Source organism: Paraburkholderia steynii, assembly GCF_900100565.1.
GTDB classification, from domain to species: domain Bacteria; phylum Pseudomonadota; class Gammaproteobacteria; order Burkholderiales; family Burkholderiaceae; genus Paraburkholderia; species Paraburkholderia terrae.
In genome coordinates this window covers 612,964-630,075 of record NZ_FNDI01000001.1, presented here as the reverse complement: position 1 = coordinate 630,075, position 17,112 = coordinate 612,964, and the positions used below count along the sequence as shown (strand labels likewise).

At 62.2% G+C, this 17,112-nt stretch carries 14 protein-coding genes and 1 tRNA gene; 8 read left to right on the top strand and 7 right to left on the bottom strand.

Going from position 1 to position 17,112, the window contains the following annotated elements:
* Window positions 1–594 carry an SCO family protein gene (locus tag BLT65_RS02755; RefSeq protein ID WP_091774545.1) on the bottom strand — a complete coding sequence of 198 codons (594 nt, stop codon included), beginning with the start codon at window positions 592–594 and terminating at the stop codon, window positions 1–3.
* Between the two features lie 422 nt (window positions 595–1,016).
* Here BLT65_RS02755 and otsB point away from each other — a divergent pair, with 422 nt between their 5' ends.
* Together otsB and otsA are read left to right on the top strand one after the other, a co-directional pair.
* Window positions 1,017–1,766 (top strand): trehalose-phosphatase, encoded by a 750-nt coding sequence (gene otsB / locus BLT65_RS02750; protein ID WP_042306916.1) that lies wholly within the window; start codon window positions 1,017–1,019, stop codon window positions 1,764–1,766.
* A gap of 52 nt (window positions 1,767–1,818) precedes the next feature.
* Complete coding sequence (gene otsA / locus BLT65_RS02745) at window positions 1,819–3,240, top strand: alpha,alpha-trehalose-phosphate synthase (UDP-forming) (protein WP_091774543.1); 1,422 nt, start codon at window positions 1,819–1,821, stop codon at window positions 3,238–3,240.
* Window positions 3,241–3,321: 81 nt separating this feature from the next.
* Here the strand turns inward: otsA and BLT65_RS02740 are convergent, their stop codons facing one another.
* On the bottom strand, window positions 3,322–5,157 hold the full coding sequence (locus tag BLT65_RS02740; RefSeq protein WP_042306919.1) for an ABC transporter ATP-binding protein: 1,836 nt from the start codon (window positions 5,155–5,157) through the stop codon (window positions 3,322–3,324).
* Window positions 5,158–5,895: 738 nt separating this feature from the next.
* Here BLT65_RS02740 and BLT65_RS02735 point away from each other — a divergent pair.
* From BLT65_RS02735 to BLT65_RS02725, 3 genes are all read left to right on the top strand, one after another.
* Complete coding sequence (locus BLT65_RS02735) at window positions 5,896–6,960, top strand: glycosyltransferase family 4 protein (RefSeq protein WP_042306921.1); 1,065 nt, start codon at window positions 5,896–5,898, stop codon at window positions 6,958–6,960.
* Between the two features lie 248 nt (window positions 6,961–7,208).
* Complete coding sequence (locus BLT65_RS02730) at window positions 7,209–8,066, top strand: hypothetical protein (RefSeq protein ID WP_042306923.1); 858 nt, start codon at window positions 7,209–7,211, stop codon at window positions 8,064–8,066.
* A 94-nt stretch (window positions 8,067–8,160) separates the two neighbouring features.
* The gene (locus BLT65_RS02725) at window positions 8,161–8,610 is read left to right on the top strand and encodes a DUF2214 family protein (protein WP_091774541.1); all 450 of its coding nucleotides are present in this window, start codon (window positions 8,161–8,163) and stop codon (window positions 8,608–8,610) included.
* Window positions 8,611–9,178: 568 nt separating this feature from the next.
* Here BLT65_RS02725 and BLT65_RS02720 read toward each other — a convergent pair.
* The 5 genes from BLT65_RS02720 to BLT65_RS02700 form a co-directional block, all read right to left on the bottom strand.
* A complete protein-coding gene (locus BLT65_RS02720) occupies window positions 9,179–9,781 on the bottom strand; it encodes a hypothetical protein (protein ID WP_143036473.1) in 603 nt (200 codons plus the stop codon).
* A gap of 627 nt (window positions 9,782–10,408) precedes the next feature.
* A tRNA-Val gene (locus BLT65_RS02715) sits at window positions 10,409–10,483 on the bottom strand.
* Window positions 10,484–10,531: 48 nt separating this feature from the next.
* Entirely contained in the window at window positions 10,532–11,281 is a 750-nt protein-coding gene (gene dnaQ / locus BLT65_RS02710; protein WP_091774537.1) for a DNA polymerase III subunit epsilon, read from the bottom strand.
* Between the two features lie 66 nt (window positions 11,282–11,347).
* Entirely contained in the window at window positions 11,348–11,794 is a 447-nt protein-coding gene (gene rnhA, locus BLT65_RS02705; protein ID WP_007748049.1) for a ribonuclease HI, read from the bottom strand.
* Window positions 11,791–12,606: a class I SAM-dependent methyltransferase gene (locus BLT65_RS02700; RefSeq protein WP_091774535.1), complete on the bottom strand. Its 816-nt coding sequence runs from the start codon at window positions 12,604–12,606 to the stop codon at window positions 11,791–11,793. Before BLT65_RS02700 ends, rnhA begins: the two co-directional genes overlap by 4 nt.
* A gap of 19 nt (window positions 12,607–12,625) precedes the next feature.
* Here BLT65_RS02700 and gloB point away from each other — a divergent pair, with 19 nt between their 5' ends.
* From gloB to BLT65_RS02685, 3 genes are all read left to right on the top strand, one after another.
* Window positions 12,626–13,417: a hydroxyacylglutathione hydrolase gene (gene gloB / locus BLT65_RS02695; protein ID WP_091774917.1), complete on the top strand. Its 792-nt coding sequence runs from the start codon at window positions 12,626–12,628 to the stop codon at window positions 13,415–13,417.
* A gap of 155 nt (window positions 13,418–13,572) precedes the next feature.
* Window positions 13,573–15,249, top strand: a complete 1,677-nt coding sequence (locus tag BLT65_RS02690) for a transglycosylase SLT domain-containing protein (RefSeq protein ID WP_091774533.1) — start codon at window positions 13,573–13,575, stop codon at window positions 15,247–15,249.
* 257 nt (window positions 15,250–15,506) lie between these two features.
* Entirely contained in the window at window positions 15,507–16,751 is a 1,245-nt protein-coding gene (locus BLT65_RS02685; protein ID WP_091774531.1) for an MFS transporter, read from the top strand.
* Window positions 16,752–17,112 lie beyond the last annotated feature (361 nt).

The following is a 17,112-nucleotide window of genomic DNA, read 5'->3' as shown; positions in this document are numbered from 1 at the left end:
TCAGGATTGGTCTTCAATGATACGGCGCACGTCTCGCGCGATGACGTCGGGCGAGTCGTGGTCCGTGGCGAGCAGGCGCGCGCGATTGCGTGCGTCGAAGATGTAGACGGCCGAACTGTGCGTCACCTCGTAATTGCCGTTCGGGTCGCGCTTTTCCATCTGATAAGCAACGCGGTAATGCCTTGCCATCTGCTCGATCTGTGCATCCGTGCCCGTCAGGCCGAACGCGTGCTGCGAATCGAATGCGCCGACGTAGTCGTGCAACGCGCTGGGCGTGTCGCGCGCGGGATCGACGCTGACGAACAGGATGCGAACATTCTGCGCGTCCGGCCCGAGCTTGCCGATGACCTGCATCAGACGCCCCATCGTTTCCGGGCACACATCGGGGCAATGCGTATAGCCGAAGTACACGAGCGACACGCGTCCCTTGAGCGTATCCGCCGCGACGGGCCGGCCGTCGTCGCCCGTCAGCGTGAAATCGAGGTCGGGCAGATGGCCGCTCACGTCCGTCAACTGCCACGGTTCGCCTTGATGCGAGCATCCGGCGCTGCCGAGCGCCGCGTACAGCACGACGCTCAACGCCGCGACGCGCATTGACGTAGAAGCGTGCGGAGCGAGGAAGCGGGAGATGGACACCAGTGCTTTCGGGAACAAAGGCAGTTTCGACGACTCGATTCAGAACAGGGCGCAGCGTAATGCAAGCGCCGCGATTGGCATGACTCGATGGCGGCCCATGCTATTCCATGTCCACGGCGGGCGCCGTTGCGACTCTATCGCAATTTCATACGCATCGTTGTACCGTGGCCCTGTGAGGGAAAAAGCGAGTCAATATGCCGCAGCGCGTTGAAAGCCGGCTGTAGCCGGATCGTGCGGAGTTTGCATTCCGTTCGTCGGGGCGACAGCCCGGAACGCCCGCCCGCGCGGCACGAAAACTTACTTTCTCGAAAAAACGACCGATGCGCGGTAAGATGCGCACACTTTTCCGGCTGCAAGCGGCTGAGAGGCAACGTACACCGATGCAAGCACTTCCGGCTTTTCTGTCTCCGACGGAGACGGCATTTTTCTTCGATTTCGACGGCACGCTCGTCGATCTGGCACCGACGCCCGACGGCGTGCTGGTCCAACCCGAGGCGATCGCCTTGCTCACCGAACTCCGGCGTCTGACGAACGGCGCCGTGGCGATCGTGTCGGGACGCGGGATCGACAGCATCGACCAGTTTCTCGGCATGCCCGATATGCCTATCGCCGGACTGCACGGCGCCGAGCGGCGCGACGCGAACGGCGACACGCAGCGTATCGGCTTCAACGACGACCGGCTGCTGCGCATGGAGCAGGTGCTCGCTGAAGTCGTCAACGCGAATCCCGGCATGCTGCTCGAAATCAAGGGCGCGGCGCTCGCGATGCACTATCGCAACGCGCCCGACCGCGAACCGGTGGCGCGCGAAGCGACGACCCGGCTGGTCGCTGAATACCCGGGCGCCTATGTGCTGCAGCCGGGCAAGATGGTCTATGAAATCAAGCCGAAGGACGTCGACAAAGGCCGCGCGCTGCGCGCCTTTCTGGACGAGCCGCCGTTCACGGGCCGCACGCCCGTGTTCGCGGGCGACGATCTGACTGACGAGAAGGGCTTCGTGGTCGTCAACGAAAAGGGTGGTCTGTCGATCAAGGTCGGCGGCGGCGATACGATCGCGCGCTCGCGCATCGGCTCGGTGAGCGCGCTGCTCGCGTGGCTGTCGGAAATCGTCGCGGCGGCGCGCAAGGCATGATGGCATCCGTTCATCCGCGCCTCGCTCCTGTTCAGCACGGAAATCTCGCGTCATGAGCCGACTGATCATCGTATCGAACCGCGTCGCGCCGATTTCGGAGGGCGGCCCCGCGGCGGGCGGCCTGGCCGTCGGCGTCTACGACGCGTTGAAGGAAACGGGCGGCATGTGGTTCGGCTGGAGCGGCGACGTGCTCGGTTCCGGCCAGCCGCAGATCAAGCTCGAAGAGCGCGGCCCGGTGACGTTCGCGACCATCGGCCTCGTACGGCGCGATTACGATCAGTATTACCGCGGTTTCTCGAACGCGACGCTGTGGCCCGCGTTTCATTACCGGCCCGATCTGCTGCAGTATGACCGGCACGATTTCGAAGGCTATTGCCGCGTCAATACTTGGCTCGCGCAAAAGCTGGTGCCGCTGCTGCGCGACGATGACGTCATCTGGGTCCACGACTACCATCTGATTCCGTTCGCGCAGGCGCTGCGCGCGGCGGGCGTGAAGAACCGCATCGGCTTCTTCCTGCACATTCCGTTTCCGGCGGCGCAGGTGCTGCTCGCCGTGCCGCCGCATCGCGCGCTGGTCGAGGCGCTGTGTTCGTTCGATCTGCTCGGCTTCCAGACCAAGCCAGATCTGCGCGCGTTCTGCGATTACATCGTCAACGAGGCGGACGGTTCCACCGAAGCCTCGGCGCAAGGGCCGACGGTGGTACACGGGTTCGGCCGCACACTGCGTGCGGCAGCCTATCCGATCGGCGTGTATCCCGACGAAATCGCCGAGCTGGCGAAAGCGGGCGAGGGCGACAAGCCGGTTCGCACGATCGAAGCGACGCTGCACGCGCGCAAGCTGATCATGAGCGTTGACCGGCTCGATTATTCGAAGGGACTGGTCGAGCGATTTCGCGCGTTCGAGCGGCTGCTCGAGCATTCGCCTTCGTATCGCGACAAGGTGTCGTTCCTGCAGATCGCGCCGCCGACGCGTTCCGATCTGCACGCGTACCAGGAAATCCGCCTGCAACTCGAAGGCGAGTCGGGGCGCATCAATGGCCGCTTTGCGGAGCTGGACTGGACTCCTATTCGATATATCCATCGACAGTACGAACGGCCCGTGCTCGCGGCGCTGTTTCGCACTGCGCATGTCGGCTACGTGACGCCGTTGCGCGACGGGATGAATCTCGTCGCGAAAGAGTATGTGTCGGCGCAAGATCCGGAAGATCCCGGCGTGCTGGTGCTGTCGCGTTTCGCGGGCGCCGCCCAGGAGCTGACGGGCGCGCTGATCGTCAATCCCGTCGATATCGACGGCATGGCCGATGCGCTCGGCACGGCGCTTTCGATGCCGCTTGCCGAACGCAAGGCGCGCTACAACGACATGATGGTGCAACTGCGCGAGAACAACGTGTCCGTGTGGCGCGATAACTTCATGCGCGACCTGCAGCAGATGCCGAGCGCGCAGCCGGTGGTGGGCGAAGCCGCTGAGGATTGATCGGTTTCTCGCGGTCGTGGCAAAAGAAAAAGCCGCTTCTTCGAAGCGGCTTTTTTCATGGCGTGTCAGTTCGGAAGCGCGTTATGCAACATGCTGCTCGTCGAACTTCTTGCCACCGACATGCAGTGTCGAATGCTTGCCGAACTGCTTCGACAGCAGGTCGCGATACAGGCCCGGACGGTTGCGCAGTTCTTCGGGGCTACCGTCGTCGATCACCTTGCCCGCGCTCATCACGATGATGCGGTCGAAGTTGTGCAGCGTCGACAGGCGGTGCGCGATCGCGACCACCGTGCGGCCCACCATCAGCCGGTCGAGGGCTTTCTGGATCGCTTCCTCGGACGCGCTGTCGAGCGCGGAGGTCGCTTCGTCGAGCAGCAGGATCGGCGCGTTCTTCAGGATCGCGCGCGCAATCGCGATGCGCTGACGTTGACCACCTGACAGCTTCACGCCGCGGTCGCCGACGATCGTATCGAAGCCCTCCGGCATCGCCTCGATAAAGTCCGAGCAGCGGGCTTCGCGCGCGGCGGCGAGCACTTCGTCGCGCGTCGCTTCGGGCCGGCCGTACGCGATGTTTTCATAGACCGAGCGGTGGAACAGCGAGATGTCCTGCGGCACCAGCGCGATCGAGTGGCGCAGGCTGTCCTGCGAGATCGACGAGACATCCTGACCGTCGATCAGGATGCGTCCGGCCTGGGTTTCATAGAAGCGTTGCAGCAGCGCGAGCACGGTCGACTTGCCCGCGCCCGACTTGCCGATCAGGCCCACGCGTTGGCCCGCCGGAATGTCGAGATCGAAATGATCGAGAATCGGGCGGCGTTTGGGATACGCGAACGTCACCTTGTCGAAGGTCACGCGGCCGCCTTGCGGCACGAGTTCGACGGCGTCGTTGTGGTCAGGCATGCCGTGCGGCTCGAGCAGCGTCTTAACGGCTTCCGCGAGACGTGCGACGTGCTGCGTCACGTCGACGAGCGCGACGGCCAGATCGCGCGTGCCGTGCAGGATCGTAAAACCAAGCGAGCTGACCAGCACGATGTCGCCCGAGGTCGCCTTGCCCTGATCCCAGAGCCACAGCGCCCAGCCGAGCAGCCCCGCCGACAGCAGCGCCGTGATGACCGCGTGCAGCAGACGCAGCTTCTCCAGATACAGCAGGCTTTGCTGGCGCGCGACCATTTCCGACTTCACGGTCGCGCTGAAGCGTTTCTGCTCGCGGAACGTCATGCCGAACGCGCGCACGAGGCCCATGTTGCCGATCACGTCGACGAGTTCGCCGTCGACGGCGGCCGCCTTGCTCGCGAAGGTGTGATGGCGAGCCGAGCCACGGCCAGCCAGCTTGAACAGCACGACCGACAGAATCGCCGAGCAGGTCAGCAGGCCGAGCGCCATCAACGGATTGACGGCGGTGATCATCACGATCGCGCCGACCACCGCGATGCATGGCGGCAGCACGTTCCACGCAGTCGTGTTTTCGGCTGTATAGACGGCGTTCGACGTCGCCGTGATCCGGCTCGCCAGCGTGCCCGGTTGTTTCTCCGCGTAATAGGTCGGCGAGTGGCCCGTCAGATACTGGAACAGGTCTTTACGAAGATCGCCCGTGACGGCCACGAACGTATGCGCGGCGACCCAGCCGCCGACGCGCCACAACAGGTTGTCGGCGGCGATCAGGCCGACCAGGATCGCGAACGCGCCCCACAGCGGCCCCGGATGATGGCGGCCCGCGCCGAGCACGTCGATCAGATGTTTGATCGCGTATTGCGAAGCGAGCGCACAGCCCACGGCCGCGAACACGCTACCCAGCACGATCAGATGAGCGACCGGATGGCGGCGGATAAAGCGGAAAAGGAACGCAAGCGGCCGGTGCGCATAGCTCGCAAGCTTTGCGTTATGGGCGTTTCGCTGGGCAATGGTCAGATGTTCCAATTGTTCGTTTGGTCTGTCAGTGTCGGTTTGAGACGTCTGAAACGGGTTCAGGTCGTGCAACGGCCGTGCCTGGGAACGGCCCGTAACACCAGCGTAGGCCTCGCATTGTAAACATGCAAAAGCCATTTCGCATGGCGGTACAGCCAATGGGGGCGCGATTATTTTCGCGACACGTACCGGTAAGGTTTCCCAGCCTTGACCCGCGAGCGGGCAAGGGGTTCACGACAGCGCCGTGAATTTTCGAGATATAATTACAGATTGCATACGAGCCGGCGAGGCGGAATTTGATTGAGTTCCAGCCGTCGCAGACGGGTCAACGATGACCGCGGTCGAACGGCTTGCGACGCCAGTGCCGAAGCAGGGCTCCCACTGTAAAACACCTTGAGAAAACAAGGGTTTGCGAAGTGTTTCGCGTTTGTAACAACGTAAAGACTTTGAAATGTAGGGGCCGGTCCGCGAGACAGGCATCGATAATGCATGCTCGGTCGCGTCAGGAAAAAACTGACAGTTTGTCAACGTTCGTTCGTTAGCCGCGTTTATGGCTTTGAGCACAGACTTTGACATCGACCAAGCTGGCGTCTTACCAAGCGATCCATCGCAGGAATTTCTCGAAAGAATCAGGCTCGTGTCCGGTGCAGCTTCAGGCTGCATGCCGAACCGGGCGCCCTGGCGAGCAAGCGAAGTCGCTTTTTCCAAACTGCAGTCTTTTTGCCTGATTTTTTACGAGGAGTTCTCCCTATGCGAATCGCTCAAATCGCTCCCTTGCACGAGGCGGTTCCTCCCAAGCTCTATGGCGGCACGGAACGCGTCGTGTCGTACCTGACGGAAGCGCTCGTCGAGCTGGGACATGACGTGACGCTTTTTGCCAGTGGCGATTCGCAAACCTCCGCGAAGCTCGAAGCTTTCTGGCCGCAGGCGTTGCGTCTGGACCCGACCATTCGCGACGTGATGGCGCCGCACATGCTGCTGCTCGAAGAAGTCCGCCGCCGCGCGGAAGAATTCGACGTGCTGCATTTCCACATCGACTACTACCCGTTCTCGCTGTTCGCGCGCCAGCCGGTGCCGTTCCTGACGACCATGCACGGCCGTCTCGATCTGCCCGAACTGCAGCCGGTCTTCAACACGTTCAGCGACGTGCCCGTCGTGTCGATCTCGGACAACCAGCGCCAGCCGCTGCAACAGGCTCACTGGCTGTCGACGGTCTATCACGGTCTGCCGGAAAACGTGCTCACGCCGATCCCCAACGTCGAGCCGGGCTACCTCGCATTTCTCGGCCGCGTCTCGCCGGAGAAGGGCCTCGACCGCGCGATCCGCATCGCCGGCCAGGCTGGCATGAAGCTCAAGGTCGCCGCCAAGATTGACAAGGCCGACCGCGCCTATTACGAAGAAGTGATCAAGCCGCTGATGGCGCTGCCGCACGTCGAGTACATCGGCGAAATCGGCGAAGCCGAAAAGCGTGAGTTCCTCGGCAACGCGCATGCACTGGTGTTCCCGATCGACTGGCCGGAGCCCTTCGGTCTGGTGATGATCGAGGCGATGGCTTGCGGCACGCCTGTGATCGCGTTCAAGCGCGGCTCGGTGCCGGAAGTGATCGAAAACGGCGTGTCGGGCTTTGTCGTCGAAGACGAAATCAGCGCTGTTGCCGCGCTCAAGCGTCTCGACCAGCTGCCGCGCGCGCAAGTGCGCAAGGCGTTCGAATCGCGCTTCACGTCGAAGGTGATGGCTCAGAACTACCTGAAGACCTACGAAGAACTGCTGCACGCAAAGCGCCGCACGGTGCTGCGCGAAGTCAACGCAGGCTGATCTCCGTCGAAGCAGGCCGCGAGAGGGTTGTTTAACTCCTGCGCGGTCCGTTGGATGGGCCGACAACGCCCCGCATGTGTCGAACATGCGGGGCGTTGTTGCATTTGCGCTGCACGCCGATGCGAAACGCGCGCGGAATGTACCGAAAGTGTGCGTTCGTGGTCCTGTAACCGTGAGACGAATCGGTAATATCCCTATAATGGCCGTGCCGCAAATCCGGCGCAGCCGGTCGATATGAGGAGATAGCTTTGGCGAGAACGAAACAGACGCGTGCGAGCGCGGCGCCCGGCGCCGGCACGATGTTCGCGCTTCGCGCCATCGGTCTCGTGATACTGGCGCGCTGGCTCTTCTCGATGGGTGAGATGGACCCGCTGACGGCACTGCAGGCGATGGCCTCGTCGCCATGGGCGTGCATCAATCTCGTCTTTCTCTTTCTGCTGATCTTCCTGCCGGGCGCGAAGGCGCGCGCCGAGCGGCCGTTCCATCCGTTGCCGCAATGGTTGCGTCAGGCGCTGCGCGTGTTTGCGTTCCTGGGCTTGCTGTTCGCGGTCTGGTCGGTGGGCGCGTTCGTCTGGGCGGCCGGCTGGCGGCGCGCGTTCAACACGGTCGCCGCGACCAACGGCTGGCTGCTTGCAGCGCCGACGCTGTACGCCGTGGTCGTGTGGATCTGCCGTCCGCGGGCGCTGTGGCGCACGAATATCGCTGCGCGCCGCTTTGCGATCGGCCGTTTTGCCATTTCGATCGATGCCGTCACCCGTACCGCCATCGTATGGGCTGAAAGCCGCAAGCTCGGCCAGTACGACGCACGCGAGTTGTCGTTGCGCTGGCACGACGGGACTGAGCGCGCGGCCGGTATGCCGCGCGCGGCACAGGCCGTCGATCTGTCGGGCGCGCAGCCGGCGACCATGCCACCCATTTCGAACGGGCACGCGACGCTCGAGCGTGCGGGTGTCGGTGGCTTGCTGCGCCGTCCGAAAGTCGAGTTGATGTGGGATTCGCCTGCTGCCGCAGGCCACAACCGGCAGACCGTGTTCAGGACGCCGCTCTCAACGGAAGGCGATCGCGTCGCAGCGCGAGCGCTCGACGCGAGTCTGCGCCAAGCCTGAATTTACTTTCCGGGTGCGGTCCTCGCGACCCGGCACCCTCGGCCCGACATGGGCCTGAAGCGCCAACCGCTTTGTATCGTTCATGGAGGTGTCCATGTTGATCCGCTGGTTGCTGGCCGCTGTCCATCTGCTGGGTTATGGCTTCGCGCTCGCCGCGATCATCGGGCGCACGCGCGGGCTGCGCCGGCTGTCCGGTCCGGCTGGTCTGCAACGCGTCTTCGTCGCGGACAATGTCTGGGGCATCACGGCCGTCGTTCTGATCGTCACTGGCTTGATGCGCGTGTTCGGTGGCTTTGAGAAGGGCGCGGACTACTACCTGCACGAGCCGCTCTTTCACGTGAAGATGGCGGCGCTCGTGCTGATCCTCGCTTTTGAGATCGCGCCGATGATGACCTTGATCCGCTGGCGTCTCGCCGTCAGAAACGGCGAGACGCCGGATCTCGCCCGCGCCCGCCGATTTGCCCGAACGGGGCACTGGCAATCCATTCTGCTGGTCGTGATGGTGTTCGCCGCGTCGGGCATGGCGCGCGGCATTGGCGCGTAGTCGTCGACGGATGGCTTTCAGTGCGGGCTAATGCGGCACCACTGCCACGCGAGCACGCCCTTGCCGATCCCGGCTTCCTATGGTGTACAGGAGGCGGCGTCGAGGTCGAAGCCGGCGCGCTCGCCTCGACGAAGCGAACCCGCGTTGTGCTGGAACCTGACAATCCATTGGTTGAAGACCATCCGCTGCATGGCGAAGCTCGAAGGCGCGCGAGTGTGGAAATCGGCGGGAGGACCTGCGCATTTAGTCGGCAGCAGGCCACGCTGTGCGCTGCGCCTATCTTGGTGGTAACGAAACAAGAGCCGCACCCGGGTAATCCGGATCAAGATGAACTCAACCAGCCGAACACAGAACCGAGGGGACGCGTGAGGGACGAAGCGGGCAACAGAGCGGAGCGCAGAAAATGAAAAAGGGCTTAGGTCGTTAAACCTAAGCCCTCTATTCTTCGGTGTTCGTCTTTACCAACACCAGAAATTCTGGTGGGTAGTACTGGGATCGAACCAGTGACCCCTGGCAGTAACGCAAGACGAGGTTATCCCGAATCAATAAATCACCGCGCCATCCTCAGTTAGCTTTTCCTTTGTTTCGAAAGGAAGTCTTCCCATAATTCAGTGATCGTTGTGCCGTTTGCCTTCGCCCAGTGTGAGGGGCCGCGAACCGAATCACTCATATAGCCTTCCTTTTGGAGCAACTCCCTTGCAAGGCTGCTCATGGAAAACGTCCTTCCTTCGAATTGAAGATCTTTCCCATCCACGCTCGCTTGATAATTCTTGACGCGGGTATTTTGATAATCGACCAGATAAAGCAGTTCCCTGTCCTGAAGTCGGCCGGAGCGTACCAGTTTTAAAAGATCGGCCTTTGGCGCTTTCGTTCGATTAATTGGATTAGGCATCGCGTCTATTTCGGCAAGCAGGTCGTCGATTGTCGGGTCAGTGGCAGGTATCTTCTCGCCAATCTTCTCTGACGCGTCCCCAGCGTTATTTTCCATGGCTGCGTTTCCGGTAATTGCAGTTACCGTCGTGTTGCGCATCGCAATGGTGCTGTCTGGCCTAGTTCCTTGCGTAGGCCTATCCAGTCCAAGCATGCGCCGCAAGGTGGAATTCTCGGTATCCACGAAAGGCTTCGCGTTCGCTTGAAGTAGGGAATAGACCTCATCATCAATCTTTATCACGTGCATGGCTTCCTCATAAGCTTAACCTCATTCTTGTTTGTAGATTAAGGTTAAGAATAAGTTTAGTCAAGAAAATTTGAAGAGGAATGCGGCCGGGACTGTTGCGGCAGGATGGAGGACTCTCCAGGGTGCTGCATGCGGCGTGGCGGCGTTTGTCCGTGATAGGCGTTCCGCTAGATTCCCCGTCCGGGCTAAAGCTAGACGCGCGAACCCATGCACAGTGTTTAAACATGTCCGGTTCGGCTCGCGGATTGGTCCCGATAGCGCGGGAAGGGCGCGGAACACCGTCCGCACCTAGGCGCTCCGTTCTCTACCTTGTGTTCGGGCCACAGGCGCGTGTGTTCGACACTAGAACAGCGTTCCGTTTGCCGCGTTCTAGCCTGTGCGCTAGGGACTCGGATGAGGGCCGCAGGGGCTGTAAGAACAATGAAAGGAAACTGCCGTACCAAGTATAATAGAGCCAGGTCTGGGCGTGGGGTCCGGGCCGCAACGCGGGACGCGCACGAGGGACTCCAGAGGGACTCGAAGGGACGCGGGAAGGGACTTTATGAGGTTCGCGGAAATGAAAAAGGCTTACGGGGGTTAGCCGTAAGCCTTTGATTCTTCGGGAATTTCTACCCTAAATTCTGGTGGGTAGTACTGGGATCGAACCAGTGACCCCTGCCGTGTGAAGGCAGTGCTCTACCGCTGAGCTAACCACCCGAAGAGCTGTGCATTATGTCAGCTCCTTTGAACTTCGACAAGTACTTTTTAAGCGATTTGCGCATCCGCTGTCGCGGAGACATCTTCGGCAGCCGCTTGGGTGCGCCACACGCTCGTTCCCTTCACCGATTTGTCGAGACCATCGAGCAGTGCTTCGTGTTCGGCCACTTCGTCGTCCGTCGCCGTCAGCACGACGAGTTCGAGCGTGTCGAGCTTCACGCGCTTCGCGCCGCCTGCATGGCCCGCTGCCGCCTCGCCGATCATGTCGATCACGAGGCTTTCCTGACCGCGCGTCATCGCGAGGTACACCTCGGCGAGCAGTTCCGAGTCGAGCAGTGCGCCGTGCAGCGTGCGGTGCGCGTTGCTGATGCCGAAGCGGTCGCACAGCGCGTCGAGCGAATTGCGCTTGCCCGGGAACATCGACTTTGCGCGCACAAGCGTGTCGATCACCTCGCCGCAATGTTCAGTGAACGGCGGCAACCCCAGCAGCGAGAACTCGGCGTTGAGAAAGCCAATGTCGAAGGGCGCGTTGTGAATGATGAGCTCCGCGTCCGTGACGAAATCGCGCAGCGCGTCGGCGATCTCCGCGAATTTGGGCTTGTCGCGCAGGAATTCCGTCGTCAGTCCGTGTACGGCCAGCGCGCCCGGATCGCTGTCGCGCTCGGGATTGACGTAGAAGTGCAGGTTGTTGCCCGTCAGCCGACGGTTCACCAGCTCGACGCAGCCGATTTCGATGATCCGGTCGCCGCTCTTCGCATTCAGTCCTGTCGTTTCCGTATCGAGGATGATTTGACGCATGTCGGTGTTGCCTGTCTGTGTTGATGCGTGAAAAGAATGGAGCGTTCTTAAATGCGCTGGTGAAGATCAAAGCTGCGTCAGCGAGGCCACGCCGCGATTGGCGAGCGCGTCCGCGCGTTCGTTCTCCGGATGCCCCGCATGCCCCTTGACCCAGCGCCACTCGAGTTCATGCTGCTGCGTGAGCGCATCGAGCCGCTTCCAGAGGTCCGAGTTTTTCACGGGCGCCTTGGCGGCCGTCACCCAGCCTTTCTTCTTCCAGCCGTGGATCCATTCGCTGATGCCTTTCTGCACGTACTGCGAGTCCGTATGGACGATCGCCTTGCATGGGCGCTTCAACGCTTCGAGCGCGGCAATCACGGCCATCAGTTCCATGCGGTTGTTGGTCGTGTTCGCTTCGCCGCCGAACAGTTCTTTCTCCTGCGCGCCGTAGCGCAACAGTGCGCCCCAGCCACCGGGTCCGGGATTGCCCTTGCAGGCGCCGTCGGTGAAGATTTCGATCAGATCAGAACTCATTTTGCCTTGTTGCGGGTGTTGGGCGTGGCAGCGGGCGCGAGGCCGGCGGCCAGCACGGGCTTCTTGACTTTCAGCGGACCGATGAGGCGCATGCCGCGCACGCGCTTGATCGCCGTGACCATGTAGACGGCGCCGAAAATCGGCCACCAGCGGTCGCCGGCGGCTTCCATGAATTCATAGCGCGACAGCCATTTTTCGCCGACGAGGGGCGGACGATAGCAGCCGAAGCGTCCGCGTTCAAGGTCGAAACCGAGCAGCTTGATCCAGTCCTTGAGGCGCGTGAACGCGATCAGATCATGCGCCGCGGGCACGAACGGCCGCCCCGTGACCTTGCCGACCGATTGCCGCGCGCCCCATAGCGACAGCGAATTGAAGCCGAGAATGATCAATTGGCCTTCGGGCATCAGCACGCGCTCGGCTTCGCGCAGCAGCCGGTGCGGATCGCGTGTGAACTCCAGCGTGTGCGGCATCACGATCAGATCGACGCTTTGCGCCTCGAACGGAAGATCGAGCAGGTCGCACCAGACGGCGCTGCGTCCGGACGGCGCGTGTCGCTCGGGCAGCCCTCCCGCGACGCCGCGCGGAAACGTGTACGGCGCGCTCGCGCCGCTCTCGGCGTCGAGCACGAGGCCGCGGCAGGGCATGCGGTTCTCGCGGAGCGCGTCGAGTTGCGGCAGACCCAACTGGAGCGCGTGATAGCCGAATACGTCGGACACGACGCGGTCGAGCTGCGCCTGCTCCCACTCCAGCACATAGTGCCCGGGAGGGGATGTGGTCCAGGCAGGCCAGTCTATAATCGATCGGTCAGACATGTTGAAGAATGCGTCGCCTATGAATTCGCTCGAGTACGTACCTGTCCCGGCGTTTGATGACAATTACATCTGGGTCGTGTCGGACGGCCATCACGCCGTCGTCGTCGATCCGGGCGACGCCGCCCCGGTGAAGGCTTATCTGGCAAAACGGGGATGGCGGCTGAGCGCTATTTTACTCACGCACCATCATGCCGACCACGTCGGCGGAGTGGCCGATCTGCTGGATGGCCAGGTTGTGCCCGTCTATGGGCCCGCCGGAGAAGCGATTCCGTACCTGACGGAGCGCCTCAAACAGGGCGATGAGGTGCGCATCGTGGCGCCCGCGCTCGATTTCACCATTCTCGATGTGCCCGGTCACACGAGCGGCCATATCGCGTATTTCCAGGCAGCCGATTCGCGCGGCACGCCGCACGTGTTCTGCGGCGACACGCTGTTCGCCTGCGGGTGCGGCCGGCTGTTCGAAGGAACGCCCGCGCAGATGCTGAATTCGCTCGATGCGCTCGCCGGCTTGCCCGGTGAAACGGAAGTGCATTGCGCGCACGAATACACCCTGTCGAACATCCGCTTCGCGCTCGCGTGCGAGCCGGACAATGCAAAGCTACAAGCCTGGCGCGACGAAGCGACGGATTTGCGCGCGCGCCAAGTGCCGACGCTACCCACGACGATCGCCCACGAGCGCGCCGTCAACCCGTTCTTGCGCGCGGGCGAGCGGTCTGTTCAAGCGACGCTCGCCGAGCAGTTGCATGAATCGGTGCCGGATCGGTTGGCCGCTTTCACGTTGATGCGGGAATGGAAGAACAGGTTCCGCTGACCAGGTAAACTATGGGGGCATGCTCATCCCAATCGTAGAAACAAACGCCAAGCCTCAGATTTGGCTACGTTTTTCACATTATTCTGATTGACGGAAAGGGCGGTCTTTCGTACTATCGGCTGCAAATTCCAGCCCCTTTGGAAGCCGAGACGTTCATGAGATTTATCTTCAGCGCGTTGTTGGTCCTGACGCTCGCCGCCTGCGCGAGTCAAGGGCCAGCAACGAACAGCCTTTCCACTGCTTCCGATCCCGCTAGCCAGCAAGCCGTAGCCGACGCCCTTCGCAAGACTGCCACCGCCAAAGAAACGATCAACGTCGACCAGGGTTCCGTCGATCAGTTGACGAGCGCGGACAGCGATCTCTGGGGCCGTATCCGCCGTGGTTTTCAGATGCCCGACCTGCAGACCGACCTCGTCGACATGCAGGTCAACTGGTATGCGCAACGCCCGGACTACGTCCAGCGCATGACCGAACGATCGCAGAAGTACCTGTATCACATCGTCGAAGAACTGGAAGCGCGCCATATGCCGACCGAGCTGGCGCTGCTGCCGTTCATCGAATCCGCGTATAACCCGCAGGCGTTGTCGGTCGCGAAGGCGGCGGGCATGTGGCAGTTCGTGCCCGGCACGGGCCGCACGTACAACCTCAAGCAGAACATGTGGCAGGACGAGCGCCGCGACGTGCTCGCGTCGACCAGCGCCGCGCTCGACTACCTGTCGCGTCTGCACGATATGTTCGGCGACTGGTATCTGGCGCTCGCCGCGTATAACTGGGGTGAGGGCAACGTGCAGCGCGCGATCGCGCGTAATGAGGCGGCCGGTCTGCCGACGGACTATCAGAGCCTGCGCATGCCGATGGAAACGCGCAATTACGTGCCGAAGCTGCAGGCCGTCAAGAACATCGTGATGAACCCGCAGGTCTATGGGCTCGCGCTGCCGTCCATTCCGAACCACCCGTACTTCGTAACGGTCACGACTTCGCACGATATCGACGTCGACACCGCGGCGAAGCTCGCGAACATGACACCGGACGAATTCCGTTCGCTTAATCCGTCGTTCAAGAAGCCGGTGATTCTGGGCGCGACGCAGCCGCAAATCCTGCTGCCGTTCGACAACGCCAGCGCATTCGAGCGCAATCTGAAGTCGTACACGGGTTCGCTGTCGTCGTGGACGACCTATACGGTCACCGAGCGCTCGCGTCCGGCCGCGATTGCCGAGAAGATCGGCGTCGATCCCGACACGCTGATGGCCGTCAACAAGATTCCCGCCGGCATGCGCCTGAAGCCGGGCTCGACGATCGTCGTGCCGCGCGCCGATGACGACGACGAAGACATCAGCGCCGACGTCGCCGAAAGCGCGGTGCTCGCGATCGAGCCGGACGTACCCGACACACGCAAGATGCTGATCCGCGTGCGCCGCAAGCAGTCGATGGCGATGATCGCCGACCGTTACGACGTATCGATTGGTCAGTTGAAGGCTTGGAACCGCACGAAGCGCGATCTCGTGATGCCGGGCCAGGTCGTCGTGCTGCACGTTCCTGTCGGCAAGGCGATGCCGAGTGAGCCGGGTCCGCAGAAGCTGGCGACGGTGCCCGTCGGCGGCGGTGTCGAGAAGGCCAGCGCCCAGGTCGCAGACACGCGGTCCGAATCGCGCTACGATAAGAAACGAGGCCGCGGCCAGACTGGCGTGGTGAAGGTGTCGGAGCCGGTTGCCAAGCCCGCCGCAGCGAAAGGCAAGGTGACGAAGGTTTCGACGGAAGCGGCCGGCAAGGCGTCGAAGGCTGATACCACTAGCCGCCATAAGGTCTCGGCCAACGCGAAGAAGGGCAAGTAAACAACAGCGGCCTTCTCGAGGATGACCGAACATGCGCTGCGGGGGCAGCGTATGAAGTGCGCTCCGATCTCTCCTCGTTTTCCTTGACGCCGTCACCTGAGGTGACGGCGTTTTTCATTTCGACCGACGTTTCCCTACGGAAACCCATACGCGGACCCATACGGGAGCCCGTACGCGATGCGCGGTCTTGCACCACGATGGACATGATTGGGCTATCGTTCATCCTCGGGCCCGCCGGGCCAACTCGCTGACGCCTCATGTTCTCGACGCCGCTTCGTGTTTTTCTCCTGTTCTCCGCCGGATACTTCGTCTCGTACGTGTTTCGTGGCGTGAATCTCGGTTTCGCACCGCTGATCACGCACGAACTCGGCTTGACGGCCGCCGATCTAGGTCTGCTGACGAGCCTTTACTTTCTCGGCTTCGCAGGCGCGCAACTGCCTGCCGGTGTATTGCTTGATCACTATGGCGCGCGTCGTGTGACGGCGGGGATGCTGCTGATCGCCGCCGCAGGCATTGGCGTATTCGGCACGGCGCACGGCGTCGGGACAATGATGATCGGGCGGCTGCTGATTGGCGTCGGCGTGTCGGTGTGCCTCGGGGGCGCGTTCAAGGCGCTGGCGCAGCATTTCCCGGCGGCGCGTCTGCCGCTGATCAACGGGCTCGTGATGGCCGTCGGTGGTCTGGGTGGCGTCGTGGTCGGTTCGCCGCTGACGTGGCTGCTGACCTTTGCAAGCTGGCGCACCGTCTGTTTCGGGCTCGTAATTCTTACGATCATCGTTGCGGCGATGCTATGGGCGTTCGCGCCCGAAACCAGGGAGACGCACCATCAGGCCAGCCTCGTCAGCCAGTTCAAGGGCACGTGGCATATCCTGCGCAGCGCGGCGTTCTGGAAGATCGCGTCGTTCTCGGTCGTCACGCAAGGCGTGTTCTACGCAATGCAGTCGCTGTGGGTCGGCGCCTGGTTACGCGACGTGTCGGGTTTCCAGTCGCATCAAGCGGCCGCGTTCGTGTCGGTGCTTGGTTTCGCAATGATGGCCGGCTGCGTCGGCTTCGGCGCGGCGGCGCGCAGCATGGAGCGGCGCGGGCTGTCGCTGTATGCGTTTTGCGGCGTCGGCATGGTGCTTTTCGTCATCACGCAGCTGCTGATCATGTTACGTGCGCCGCTGCCCGCGGGATTGCTGTGGGCGGCTTACGGGATTTTCGGCGGCGTCGGCATTCTGAGTTATGCGGTGCTCGCGCGCCATTTCCCGCCGCATCTGATCGGACGCGCGAATACGACGCTGACGCTGATCATTTTTCTGCTGATCTTCGGCTTCCAGATCGGCGTCGGCGCGGTGCTGTCGCGGTGGACACCCGTTGACGGACACTATCCGCCCGCCGCGCATCTGACTGCGTGGGGCATTCTCGTTGCGCTGCAACTGGCGAGCGCCATCTGGTACGTGCTGCCGAGCCGTGTGCTGGCCAGAAGTCCGGCGCGCGTGCATGCCGAACATCAGCCGTAAGCTGCCGGGCATATCCTGATAGACGGTGAAGGGTCCGCCAGGCGGGCTGCGTAGCAAGCTGATTGCACCCCGAGCGCCTGACGGCGCCAGCTTCGCCGCGCTATCGCCCATCTCGGATTTGAAGAGAAGGGTCATTTCAGGCTATAATTTCAAGGTTTGAGCTTATCAACCCGCACCCTAGCGCCTACCTCTCCCATACCGTTCATCCGCCGCGTTTCGTTGTAGTCCCGGTTGTTTTTCATGAGTGAAACTTCCCGGCTACTGTCGCCAGCGGCCCGCAACCAGCCAGTTCGCCTACACAATGGGCCGACTGCGAGCTCCGCGGCGCCCGATGCGACCCTCCGCGAACAGCGACAACGCG